The sequence below is a fragment of the uncultured Pseudosulfitobacter sp. genome (assembly GCF_963976325.1).
GTDB lineage: Bacteria > Pseudomonadota > Alphaproteobacteria > Rhodobacterales > Rhodobacteraceae > Pseudosulfitobacter.
Genome location: NZ_CAXBJW010000018.1, coordinates 1 through 12,187 on the forward strand (window position 1 = coordinate 1; position 12,187 = coordinate 12,187).

Genomic DNA, 12,187 nt, shown 5'->3' on the forward strand with positions numbered 1-12,187 from the left:
GTCTATGACGTGGACAACGTGATCGACTTTATCGCGATGGAAAACTACGTGGCCCAGTTGTCGCGCAACGCGCTGTTCGGTTCGACCGCTTTCGGCTTTTCCGTGCGCGATGTCGAAGGGTTTCACCAAACCCTGAACGCCTTTGAATTCAGCGGCCTGATTTCGGACGTGGCCGAGGTGATTTCGGACACGCTGGCGGGCCATCAGTTCCTGATGTCCTATGGTGGCGACGGCACCTTTGTCTGCGTTACAGAAAGCGGCTGGCGGCCCGACACAGAGCGTCTGATGGACGATGTGAACCTGGCGCTGTCGCGGATGGAGTTGTTCAACAATGACGGCCAACCGCTGGAACCGCGCGTCAGCGCAGGCAGCGCCGTGCGGATGATCTGGAAAAGCGGCAGTGCCGTGATGGACGCCCTGGGCGAGGCACATTCCAGCGCCAAGGTCTCGGCAGAGAAATATGAACGCAACCGCCATGACTTTTGGCTGACAGAGCAGCGCGCGTGATGGACGGCGCTTTGGACATGATGTCGGGGCTGGAGAAAATCCGGGGTCGGTTTCTGGATCTTCTGGTGACACGCCAGCAAAGCATCGCGCACCACGCGGTTCTGGCCTACGAGGGTCAGACACTGGACGAGGTGAACGGCAATCTGGCGGCCGCGCGTGACATCCTGCACCAGATCGCAGGCACCGCCGGTTCGCTGGGCTTTGACGATCTGGGTCATGCGGCGCGCAGCTGCGAAAACGACATCGTCGCGCACCTGACCGGCCCGGACAACGATCTGGCACTGTGCCCTGACGCGTTGCTGGTACAGATCGACGACTTTGTCGAACAGTGCAAAGGGTTGCTGCACTGAATTCGCCCTGCCCGTCAGGGCCCCCGTTATGAACAAGGAACGCGCGCGCCACACGGCGCGTTTTTTGCGTTCGGGATGGGGGGGCTGGCCGCCGGTCCACCCCCGCACGTTTCCAACGCGGCCCAAGCTGTGGCTTTGTCACGCAAAAGGCACCCACCAAGGTGGATGCCTGAAACATCAGCGTGCGCTGGATCGCTGTGCCTTACGCCTCGGCGTAAGCTTTCAACGCGGCCTTGATCTGGTCGCCCAGTGACATCGGGTCGAACGGCTTGCTGATCACCTCGGCGGCGCCAAGACCGCGCAGTTCTTCCACTTCGGAGTTCTGGGCACGGGCGGTCATGAAGATCGCCGGGGTTTTTTCCAGCGCAGGAATCTCGCGCATCCGCTCAAGCGTCTGGCGGCCGGTCATGCCGGGCATCATCACGTCCAGCAGCAGAACATCAGGAATAAAGGCCTGCACCATCAGCAGCGCCTCTTCGCCCGAGGCGCTTTGAACGACTTCGAAATCGCCCGATAACCCCAAAGCGAGCTGGGCAATTTCACGAATGTCGGCGTCATCTTCTACGTGTAATATTTTGATCATCTAATTTCCAATCAAGAGGCCACGCGCAATTTCGGCTCGATGCTGGTTTCGGCAGATATAGCCTCGGATTTAGGCAAATTAAAGAAAAATGTCGTTCCGCTGCCCTCGATACTGTTGAAACCGATGGTTCCACCCAGACTTTGGACGATTGCCTTGCAAATGCTCAATCCCAGACCGGTTCCACCCTTGGTTGTGCGAGAGGAATTGGCCAGGTCGGCAAACTTTTCGAAAATTTTCGGCTGGTCCTGCAAGGCAATCCCCTGCCCCTGATCGCGCACCGAGATGCGCAACGAATCGCCCTCGTCGCGGACGCGGATCAAAACCGTGTCGCCGGATTTGGAAAACTTGCAGGCGTTCGACACCAGATTGTTCAGCACCTGGATCACCCGGTTGGGATCGGTGCGCAGCGGCAGCGGGCCGTCCAGCCCCGTGGCCTCAAGCGAAATACCAAAGCGTTCGCCGATGCTGGCGTTGGCCTGCTGGGCCTCGCGGATCAGATCGCGCATGTCCACATCGTCCATCGTGAATTCCATGCGCCCCGCCGAGATTTTCTCGAGGTCTAGAATGTCGTTCAGGATCAGCACCAGACGGTCGGCGTTGCGGTGTGCAATGCCCAGAAGATCGACCGCTTTTTCCGGCAGGTCGCCGGTGGCGTTCGACAACATCAACCCCATGGCGCCCTTGATCGACGTCAGCGGCGACCGCAGTTCGTGGCTGACGGTCGAGATAAATTCGGATTGGGTCCGCTCTTGCTCAAGCCGGGCGGAAATGTCGTTCAGCACGATCAGGAACCGGTCGTCGTTGTGGTGGCTGGGCAGAAACTTGATGCTGATGTGAAACGGCACGTCAAACAGCGTTTCTTCGAACTGTGTCGACGTTTCGCCGCGCTCAATCATGCGGCGGCACGCTGTGCGGATCGCCTTGCCGCCCGGCTGCATCACCAGTTCGGACAAGGAATGTTGCTCGATCCCGCTGTTCTGCCAGCCCAGACGGCGGCGTGCGGCGGCATTCACATAAGCAAACTTTTCGGATTCCGCGCGGACAATCCAGATGTCGTCGCGCAGTTCGTGCAGGGATTCGGCAACATTGCGTTCCGCCAGCAACTGACGGGTGTGCGTAATGTCGGTGCGAACGGAAATCGACCCTTTCCAGCCGCCCTTGTTGTCAAACAGGGGCATGATCGTGCTGTGGGTGTAAATGACCGAGCCATCCTTGCAGCGCAGCGGCGTTTCACCCTGCCACATCTCGCCGCGTTGAAGGCTGGTGCGAATTTCAAGCGCCAGCGCGCGGTGGGTCACATCGTAGACCTTGAGAACCTGCTCGCCCATCAGCTCGTTGCGCGTATAGCCCGTCATTTCAAGAAATTGTTCGTTCGCTTCGGTCAACTGGTGCTTTTCGTTCACAATGCTGACCATCGCGTGACGGTCCAGTGCGCTAAGCCGCTGGGCCATCGACAACGCCCGACCCGAGGTCGTGCGGCGCATGTTGTATTTGACCAAGGCCAAAGGTGTCAGGCCGGACAGCGCAATTGCCCCTGCAATTGGCAGCACTTGTGCGCTGACCCCCGGTAAGAAGCTTGGACTAAATACATACCAGCCTAGTGCCAAAGCACTGCCAAGCGTAAACCCGGCTGCCGTTTTATCGGTAAAACCCTCGAAAAACACACTGCTCATCCCTGAACTCAAACACGCTGCCCAATTACATCATGTTCTTGCGAACCCGCTAAATTGTCTGCGGATGTGTATTCTATCGCAGCCCATGTTGGCGAAAATAGGGCAATGTTGGTCAATCAGGGTGTCACTGGCGCGGTGCCGCTATGACGCTTGGGCCTCAAAGCCAAGTACACTGGCCGAAATATCCGCCAGATCCGTGCGTGATTTAATAAGATTTGCGGACAAACGCTGATCGGCAGAGCGGCTGCCATCGGCAGACAGAGCGACGATTCGAATTTTTCTGCCCGCGTCACAGACTTCGTCCAGCAACTCTGACGCGTCACCGTCGGGCAGGGTCCAGTCAATGACAAGGACGTCGTAATCGTTGTCTTTTAGCCTTTTGCGCGCCTCTGCGATGTTCTTGGCATGGGAGACATCGGCCACACCGCCCAGGCCCGAATGGATCACTTCGGCAAAATCCAGATCATCCTCAAGGTGCAGCACCTTCAGACGGGGGCGGTCCTTTGAGGAATTGACCAACCGCGGCGCGGGCAAAAGGGCCGGCGCTTCGGATTCAGCCAGCGGACAAGTGAACCAGAACACGGTCACGCGGTTGGGCACGCTTTCAAAGCCGACCTCGCCCCCGTGGCGTTTCACGATCTGGCGGGTGATGTTCAGGCCCAGACCCGTGCCGCCCTTGGCGCGGGTGTCCGAGCTGTCGGCTTGCGAGAACGCCTTGAAGATGCGGGCGCGGAAATGTTCGGGAATGCCGGGGCCTTCGTTCTGGACATAGACAATCGCCACGCCGCCCAGCTTTTCGGCCCTGATCCGCACCGCGCTGTTGTCAGGCGAATACTTGCAGGCGTTCGACAGCAGGTTCACCAGCACCTGTTTGGTCCGCCCCGGGTCGGCATATATTTGAAGCGGGATTTCGGGCAGGTCAATTTCGACATTGGCCAGATGGGTTTTGATATAAGGCGACAATTCGTCAACGGTGTCACGGATCAACGCGCCCATATCGACATTGTCAAAGTTGAAGGTCACCTCGCCCGACGAGATTTTTTCAAGGTCAAGGATGTCGTTGACGATCGAGGTCAGCCGGTCGACGTTGGTTGTGGCAATATCGACCAGCCGCTGTAGGGCTGCGGGCAACGTGTCGCCTGCGGTGGCGCGGATCAGCCCCAGCGCGCCCTTGATCGAAGTCAGCGGCGTGCGCAATTCGTGGCTGACCGTGGCCACGAATTCGTTCTTCATATGCTCGACCTTTTTCTGGTCGGTGATGTCCAGAACCTGCGCCACATAGAAATAGCGGCCTTCGTTCTTGTCATAGACCCAGCTGACGCGGAAATAACACCAGCGCAGCTCGCCGCTGGAATGCAGAACCTGATGTTCGCCTTCATACAGCTCGGCCCGCGCCGCGACCATTTCGGACACGGCCCTGTAGATCGGCCCGCGTCCATCGGGTGGGATCAGGTCCGCCATGCGCATCGGCTTTAGCAATTCCTCTTCGGAATAGCCGCTGACGGCGCAAAAGGCGTTGTTGACACCGGTGATGTTGCTTTGGTCGTCCATCATGACCATGCCCACCGGGGCCACGGCGATCACCTTGCGGAACTTTTTCTCGCTGGCTTCCAGCGCATTGCGCGAATGGCGCAGGTCGGTCACGTCGGTCTGGGTGCCGATCAGCCGCGTCGCACGGTCGTTTTCGTCCCGCTCGACCACGATGGCGTCGGATCTCATCCAGCGCCACATGACACCGTCGGGGGTGTCGAACCGAATGCGGTATTCCGCGATCGACCGTTCGGTTTCGCCGCGCATACAAGCGACATCGGCGTTGATCAGGATCTGGCGGTCTTCGGCGTGGATCCGGTCCATGAACAGGCTTTGGCTGTCGATGTCTTGCGTCGGCTTGTCGATCCCCATGATCCTGTACCAGGTGTCCGACACTTCGGACGTGCCGGTGGTCAGGTCCACGTCAAACACACCGATCTCTGCGCCCTGCAAGGCAAGGTCATACATGGTCTTGGTGTTGTTCAGTTCGTTCTGAATGCGGATTTCGTCGGTCAGGTCGTGCACGATGATGGTCTGACGCAATTCGTCGTCAAAAGACCGCCAGTTGTTGCGTTGCACATCCAGCAACAAACGTTTGTCGTCCTTGGTCACGCCGGTTGCATTGTGGCGGTCGTTCTGCGGCCCGTCGGGAACATCGCTGACCAAAGATCCAAAATCACGCGCAGGCAGTTCATCCGCGTCATAGCCGAACATCTGAAGCGCCGCCTGGTTCGCCGACAGAACCTTGCTGTCACCATCCAGAATGAACACGGCTGATACGGCGTTTTCCAGGATCGAGCTTTTCTCGTCCTCTTGCGCATTCAGTTTGCGGGCACGCATTTCGGCGACTTCGGCCATGGCTTCCGAGCGGATGCGCGTGCTGCGCAGCGCAATATACAGCATCAGCGTCAACATTGTTCCCGCGATCACGATCAGAATATGCGCGTATTTCTTGAACAAGGCGTCATATGTCGGGGTGCTGCGGTACACCACGGTCCACGTGCGCCCGACGTTGACCGTCTGGTATGTTTGCGAGAACGCCCCGACATTCTTGCCCTCGGGGTCGGAATTGTAGATCAGGTTCTTCGGATCGACCACGTCACCGTCGTAAACCGCGATCTCGTAGCTTTTGCTTTGGCTGGGGGTCAAGTAGGACAGGATACCGGGCCCGACAAAAGGCACATAGACCCACATGTCGCCGCCCAACCCGCCCACTTTGCGGTTCTCCACCGGCATCACAAGCAAGAAACCCGCCTGTTTCTGATCGTCCTGTACCAGCGTGATGCGTCGGGTCAGCTGTGGTGTCCGCGTCGCTCTCGAGGTTTCAAGCGCTTCGGCGCGGACGGCGTCGAATTGCAGATCAAGTCCCAAAGCCTGACGATTGCGTTCAAGCGGCGAGATGTGGCTGATGATAAAATGCTCGGCCACATCCAGCTTGGGGTGGACGTCGAAGGCACCCTGGTTCAGATGATCTGCCTTGAACCGCGCCAGATCGGCATCGGCCACGGCCTCGATCAGGCCGATGCCCAGAATGCCCGGCAGATAGTCTTCGACCTTCAGGGATTTGACGTAATCGTCGAACTCGGTCGCCGCGACCTCTTCCGAGGCCAGGATAAATGCGGCCACTCCGGTCAGGCTGTGCAGATAGCTGTCGATGCGCGTGTCCAGCGCCTCGATCCCGTCCGCAGACAAGCGGCCGAATTCCTGTGTGGCGGCGCGTTGGGATGTTTCATAGCGCAGCGTGGCCATACCGACGGTTATCAGTATGAACAAAGCAATCAGAAAAATATCAAGCTTGCGCACTAATGAGCCTGTCAGGTTTCGTTAACTTACAATAGTTGCTTGTTATTATGTTACCACACTTTTTGGGCGGCCGACCGAATTACGCTACCACGAGTGGTACTTTGAAACGCGCACTCTGTCTAAACCTATTGTCGCGCGCGGCCCTGTTCGCGCCTTTTGTGTGGATTAAACCACATAATGGACGTCTGGGCCGAACTGGCCCTGAACTTTGGCATGTGACCGGATTTTCAAGCCAGGACCGCATGGTATCGTGCCGCGCAAAGACAGACGGCCCGCCGGGTCAGCCCGCTTCGATCATCCGGCGCAAGGCGCGCACGGCGCTGTCGGGGGTGGTGATCACAGGGCAATCCAACATCGGGGACAGAACCTTTTCGGCCCGCGCCAGGCTGAACTGTCCCAGGACAACCGCATCTTGCGGCCCCAGCGCACGGCATGCCGCCTGCACCGCCGCGTCATGGCCTGCGCCATCGCCTGCCTTAAGGGCGGCCAGCGCGCCGTCGGCCAGAACGGGGGTGATGTCGATGGTTTGCCCGCGCGCAGCGGCCATCTGTTCCAGCTCGCGGGTCAGGGCCGGCAGCGACGGGCCAAAGGTCACGACCAGTGCTACGCGCGACCCGATGTTCAACGCCGCGTCGAACGCCGCCTCGTTGGGGCGCATCACGGGGATCGACAGGTCGGCCTTGACCGCCTCGATCGCGGGGCCAAAGGCGGAACAGGTGAACAGCACGGCGCGGGTGTCATGAGGGCCGGTGCCGCGCGCGGCATAGCGGCCCAGCGTGACAAAGCGGTCGGTCATCGCGGCGTCCAGCGTGCCGGCGGCGGCCAGATCGGCGGACAGGGACGCGTCCAGCAGATCGGCGCGCAGCGCCTGCGGCCAAAGCCGGACAAAGGCGTCGCGGATCGGCAGAACGGATTCTTCCAGCGCGTGGATCAGCGCGATGCGGGGCGGTGTGGCGTCAGACATGGGGGGCATCCTTGCGGGCGCGCAGGGCGGCAATCAGCGCCTTGTCGCGGGTGTCTTCCAGGTCGGCAATGTCGCGCCCTGCGGCCTCGCGCAGGACACCGGCAACCAGATCGGCCTGAACCTCGGGGCTAAGGGTGGGCGACCCCAGCGCAGCCCAGCGGCGTTCCTGACTGGGGCCGAGATGCGCCAGATAGCTTTCCATCCCGCCTGCCCCGCCGCCCAGGTGATAGGCCATATGCGCGCCCAGCACAGACCAGCGCAGCCCCGGCCCGTTGACCAAAGCCGCGTCAATCGCTTCGACATCTGCGATGCCATCCTGCACCATGAACACCGCCTCGCGCCACAGGGCCGAGGCCAGACGGTTGGCGATATGCCCCGTCGCGTCCTTGTTCAGCCGCACCGGCACACGACCCGCGCCGCGATACAGCGCCTCGGCCCGTGCCACGCGCGCGTCGTCGGGGCCGTAGATTTCGACCAGCGGCACCAGATGCGGTGGGTTAAAGGGGTGGGCCGTGATCAGCCGCGCGGGGTCTTGCAGGCCGGGGGCCAGTTCGGACCACGTCAGCGCCGATGTCGACGACGCCAGCACCGCATGATCGGCCAGAAACGGTTCGACCTGCGCATAAAGGTCGTGTTTCACGGGGATGTTCTCGGGCGCGTTTTCCTGCACCAGATCGGCCCCGTCCACGGCTTCGGCCAGTGTGTCGCACAGGGTCAGGGTGCCACGTGGACCCGCGTCGGGGACCACTTCAACCAGTTGCGCCAGCGGTTTTGTCATGCGTGTCGGCGTGGCGGCCAGCGCATCGGAATGCGGGTCCCACACCCGCACATCCGCGCCGTGATGCTGGAACAGCGCCGCCCAGGCGGCCCCGATCAGGCCCGCGCCCAGAATGGCGATCCGGGGTGTCGGTGCGTCTGTGGTCATGGCGGCTGTCCCTTGCTGCAAACAATAATGCGCCATTGCTACGCCAGTTCGGCGCGCAGATCGACACCCATCTGCGGCGGCATCAGGTCGGGGCGAACATATCCTTGTACGCGTCGCGCAACACGTTCTTTTGCACCTTGCCCATGGTGTTGCGCGGCAGGCTGTCGATCACCACCAACCGGCGCGGGTGCTTGAAGCGCGCCAGCGGCCCCTTGATCGCTTCGGAAATCGCGTCGGTGTCAGGGCTCTGCCCCTTTTGCGGCACCAGCACGCCCACCACGGTTTCGCCAAAGTCGGGGTGCGGCACGCCGATCACGGCGCTTTCCAGCACGCCGGGCTGTTCGTCCAGCACCAGCTCGATTTCCTTGGGATAGATGTTGTAGCCGCCCGAAATGATCAGATCCTTGCCCCGGCCCACGATGCTGACATAGCCGTCGGCGTCGATCTGGCCCAGATCGCCGGTGATGAAAAACCCGTCGTCGCGCAGTTCGGCGGCGGTTTTCTCGGGCATCTGCCAATAGCCCTTGAACACGTTCGGCCCGCGCACCTCGATCACGCCGACCTCGCCCTGCGGCAGGGTCGCGCCGGTGTCGGGGTCGGTGATCTTCAGCTCGACCCCCGGCAGCGGAAAGCCCACGGTGCCCGCGCGGCGTTCGCCGTCATAGGGGTTTGACGTGTTCATGTTCGTTTCGGTCATGCCATAGCGTTCCAGAATACGCTGGCCGGTGCGGCAATCGAACTGCACATGGGTTTCCGCCAGCAGCGGGGCCGACCCCGAGATAAACAGCCGCATGTGCGCCGCGGCCTCGCGGGTAAAGCGGGCGTCGTCCAGCAGGCGGGTGTAGAATGTGGGCACGCCCATCATCGCCGTGGCGCGGGGCATCTGGGACAGCACCTGTTCCAGATCGAAACCGGGCATGAAAATCATGCTGCCGCCCGCGACCAATGTCACGTTGGTCGCCACAAACAGCCCGTGCGTGTGGAAAATCGGCAGTGCGTGCAGCAATACGTCGTCCGCCGTGAACTGCCATTCCTGCACCAGCGTCTGCGCGTTCGACAGCAGATTGGCCTGCGTCAGCATCGCGCCCTTGGACCGGCCCGTGGTGCCCGAGGTGTAGAGAAACGCCGCCAGATCGTCGGCGCTGCGGGCCACCGTGTCGAACTGCTCGGACTGCTCCGCTGCCTTGTCGGTCAGCGATCCGGTGCCGTCGGCGTTCAGGGTTTCCACCTTGGCACCCAACCCTTCGGCCACAGGCCCCAGCGATCCGGTTTTGGCCGTGTCACAGACCACCAGCGCGGCACCGCTGTTTTCGATGAAATAGGTCAGCTCATCCGTGGTATAGGCCGTGTTCAGCGGCAAGAACACCAGACCGGCCTGCGCACAGGCGGCGCACAGCGCCAGCGCTTGTGGCGATTTGTGGACCTGCACCGCGACGCGGTCGCCCGGTTGCACCCCCAACCCTGTCAGCACATGGGCCATCTGCGCGGTCTGCGCCAGAAACGCGGCATAGGTCACCGTGCTGCCGTCGATCAGATGCAGAAAAGGGGCATCGCGCCCCGCATGAGCCCCGAACAGGGTGTCGTAAAGAGGGTTGGCCATGTCTTACCTTTCCGCAGTCGTCGCGTTGGCGCCTGTTTTCGCCAGCGAGGTGACCTCGGAACTGGCAACGATTTTGCGTTTGGTCGCAAAGTTTTCGTGGTTTACCGCGACTTGCGCGAGATCATAAAGATAATTCACCATAACACCGCCCGATTGTGCCTGCCCGTTGTCGGATGCATCGGCGTCCGCGTGCACCGCATGAACCAGCGCCCCGTTGCCCAGATGGAATCGCGCCACAGGATCAAAGGGCGCATCGCCGCGTCCCTTGGCGTTCAGCAGGTAATGTGCGGCCAGCGCGCGGCGTGCTTCGGGGTCTTGCGGCAATTCAATACCTTCCTCGGCGGCCCATTTGGTCAGCAGCGGGATCGGCGACAGGGTGACAAAGGATTTCAGCCCCTTCAATTCAGACGCAAGGTCGGCGGCCACCTGTTTGATCAGCGAATTGCCAAACGAAATGCTGGCCAGCCCCGCCTGACAGTTCGAGATTGAATAGAAGACGGCGGTGTCGCAAGCATCAGGGTTCAGGGCCGCGCGGTCTTCGGCCAGCAGCGCCTGAACCGAGCCGGGGATGCCCTTGGTCAGGGCCACCTCGACGAAAATCAGCGGCTCGTCCGGCATGGCGGGGTGGAAAAAGGCAAAGCACCGGCGGTCCTGCGGTTGCAGCCGACGGCGCAGGTCGTCCCAGCTGTGAATGGCGTGCACCGCCTCGTAGGCGATGATCTTTTCCAGGATATGCGCGGGGCTTTCCCAGTTGATCGGGCGCAGCACCAGAAAACCGCGGTTGAACCACGATGCGAACAGGTGCCGGAAATCCAGATCCAGCGCGGCCAGTTCGGGATCGTCGCCCGCCAGCCGCAGCAGATCGGCGCGCATCCGCACCAAAGCACCAGTGGCACCGGGTACGCGGTTCAGACGGCGGATCAGTTCCTGCCGCTGTGGCTCGGCCGCGCCCATGAACGCGCGGTAGGTCAGCTTGGACGGGGCCTGTTCATACGCATCCAGCGCCGAACGCACGGTTTCGGGGTCGATGTTCATGTCGTGGGCCAGATGCCGCAGGAACGCCAGCTTGCCCGCATCGTCCAGGCTGGCATAGTGACCCAGAATGTCCTGTGCCAGCGCCAGTTCCGACGTTTCGCCCGCGCTGCCCAGCAGGTCGGCCATCAGCGCCTCGACCGGCCGCCCAGACGCGCGGCCCTGCCCCAAAGTGCGGTAGCGACGTTCGAACATGGTGGAAAGTAGATCGGCAAGTATCGTCATGTCGCAAGTCCTTATCGCGGGGCGATCCCGTCCCCGTGCAAGGACAAGCGCGCCGGATCGGCTGGGTAAGCGCCTGTTTTATAGGCACAAGGACCGTTCCTGCCAGCGCAGGCAACGGGATATGTTGATCCGATCATAGGCGCATGATGTTTTTCAGGTCAATTACTTTGTATACAAGATAATAGTTATTGCGTGCTTCAAATCCCCAAGCTAGCTTTTTCAGCATGGAACAACGCAGCGCCGTAAATATCGCCAATTCGCTTGAACACATGATCTTCGACGGCACCTTTGCCGACGGCGACCGGCTGGACGAGGTTCGGCTGGCCGAACAGTTCGGCGTGTCGCGCACCCCGCTGCGCGAGGCGCTGCAACGTCTGGAAAGCTCGGGACTGGTCACCTTGATCCCGCGGCGGGGGGCCTTTGTGCGCCAGCCCGGCCCGCTGGAACTGCTGGAAATGTTCGAAGTGATGGCCGAGCTGGAAGCGGTCTGTGCGCGTCTGGCGGCGCGGCGCATGTCTAACGAGGCGCTGGAAGAGTTGCGACATGCCAACACGCGCTGCCAGATGGCCGCCGAAGCGCAGGACAGCGATCTGTACTACGCAGAAAACGAACGTTTTCACGCCACGATCTACCGCGAATCGGGCAACAGCTTTCTCGAGAACGAAAGCCTGAAACTGCAAAAACGCCTGCGCCCTTTCCGCCGTCAGCAGTTGCGGCTTCGTGGGCGGATGGTCCAGTCGCTGACCGAACACGAGGCGATTGTCGCAGCGCTGACAACGGGCGATTCCAACGCCGCGGCCAATGCGCTGCGCGACCACGTCACGGTGCAGGGCGAGCGTTTCCAAAGCTTGATGGCAGGCCTGAAGGCGGCCGCATCCTAGCCACCTGTCACGAAAACTCCGGTCCTGAGCTCTCTCAATAAGGGCGGGAAACGGGTCAGGGCATCCTTGCACATGCGGCGGGACCGAAAGGGCAGCACCGCTGTCCCGTCAGCA

The 12,187-nt window shown here is 61.2% G+C and carries 9 protein-coding genes and 1 pseudogene; 3 read left to right on the forward strand and 7 right to left on the reverse strand.

Going from position 1 to position 12,187, the window contains the following annotated elements:
* Together AAC077_RS19060 and AAC077_RS19065 are read left to right on the forward strand one after the other, a co-directional pair.
* Positions 1 to 507, forward strand: a pseudogene (locus AAC077_RS19060) (response regulator); the annotation flags it as partial.
* Positions 483 to 857 carry an Hpt domain-containing protein gene (locus AAC077_RS19065; protein WP_339773143.1) on the forward strand — a complete coding sequence of 125 codons (375 nt, stop codon included), beginning with the start codon at positions 483 to 485 and terminating at the stop codon, positions 855 to 857. The pseudogene AAC077_RS19060 and the gene AAC077_RS19065, both read left to right, overlap by 25 nt.
* A 202-nt stretch (positions 858 to 1,059) precedes the next feature.
* Here AAC077_RS19065 and AAC077_RS19070 read toward each other — a convergent pair whose 3' ends face one another.
* From AAC077_RS19070 to AAC077_RS19100, 7 genes are all read right to left on the reverse strand, one after another.
* Positions 1,060 to 1,440 carry a response regulator gene (locus AAC077_RS19070; protein ID WP_339773145.1) on the reverse strand — a complete coding sequence of 127 codons (381 nt, stop codon included), beginning with the start codon at positions 1,438 to 1,440 and terminating at the stop codon, positions 1,060 to 1,062.
* An 11-nt stretch (positions 1,441 to 1,451) separates the two neighbouring features.
* Entirely contained in the window at positions 1,452 to 2,990 is a 1,539-nt protein-coding gene (locus tag AAC077_RS19075) for an ATP-binding protein (protein ID WP_339773148.1), read from the reverse strand.
* A gap of 264 nt (positions 2,991 to 3,254) precedes the next feature.
* Positions 3,255 to 6,392: a CHASE domain-containing protein gene (locus AAC077_RS19080; protein ID WP_339773149.1), complete on the reverse strand. Its 3,138-nt coding sequence runs from the start codon at positions 6,390 to 6,392 to the stop codon at positions 3,255 to 3,257.
* 334 nt (positions 6,393 to 6,726) lie between these two features.
* Positions 6,727 to 7,410, reverse strand: coding sequence for an aspartate/glutamate racemase family protein (locus tag AAC077_RS19085; protein WP_339773152.1), 684 nt, complete (start codon positions 7,408 to 7,410; stop codon positions 6,727 to 6,729).
* Positions 7,403 to 8,335 (reverse strand): 3-hydroxyacyl-CoA dehydrogenase NAD-binding domain-containing protein, encoded by a 933-nt coding sequence (locus AAC077_RS19090; RefSeq protein WP_339773154.1) that lies wholly within the window; start codon positions 8,333 to 8,335, stop codon positions 7,403 to 7,405. The genes AAC077_RS19085 and AAC077_RS19090 overlap by 8 nt, the downstream gene beginning before the upstream one ends.
* A gap of 82 nt (positions 8,336 to 8,417) precedes the next feature.
* Positions 8,418 to 9,935 carry a malonyl-CoA synthase gene (locus tag AAC077_RS19095; RefSeq protein WP_339773156.1) on the reverse strand — a complete coding sequence of 506 codons (1,518 nt, stop codon included), beginning with the start codon at positions 9,933 to 9,935 and terminating at the stop codon, positions 8,418 to 8,420.
* A 3-nt stretch (positions 9,936 to 9,938) separates the two neighbouring features.
* Positions 9,939 to 11,192, reverse strand: a complete 1,254-nt coding sequence (locus AAC077_RS19100; protein WP_339773158.1) for a malonyl-CoA decarboxylase — start codon at positions 11,190 to 11,192, stop codon at positions 9,939 to 9,941.
* Positions 11,193 to 11,416: 224 nt separating this feature from the next.
* Between AAC077_RS19100 and AAC077_RS19105 the strand changes: the two genes are divergently transcribed.
* Positions 11,417 to 12,073, forward strand: a complete 657-nt coding sequence (locus tag AAC077_RS19105) for a GntR family transcriptional regulator (protein WP_339773160.1) — start codon at positions 11,417 to 11,419, stop codon at positions 12,071 to 12,073.
* Positions 12,074 to 12,187: the final 114 nt, after the last annotated feature.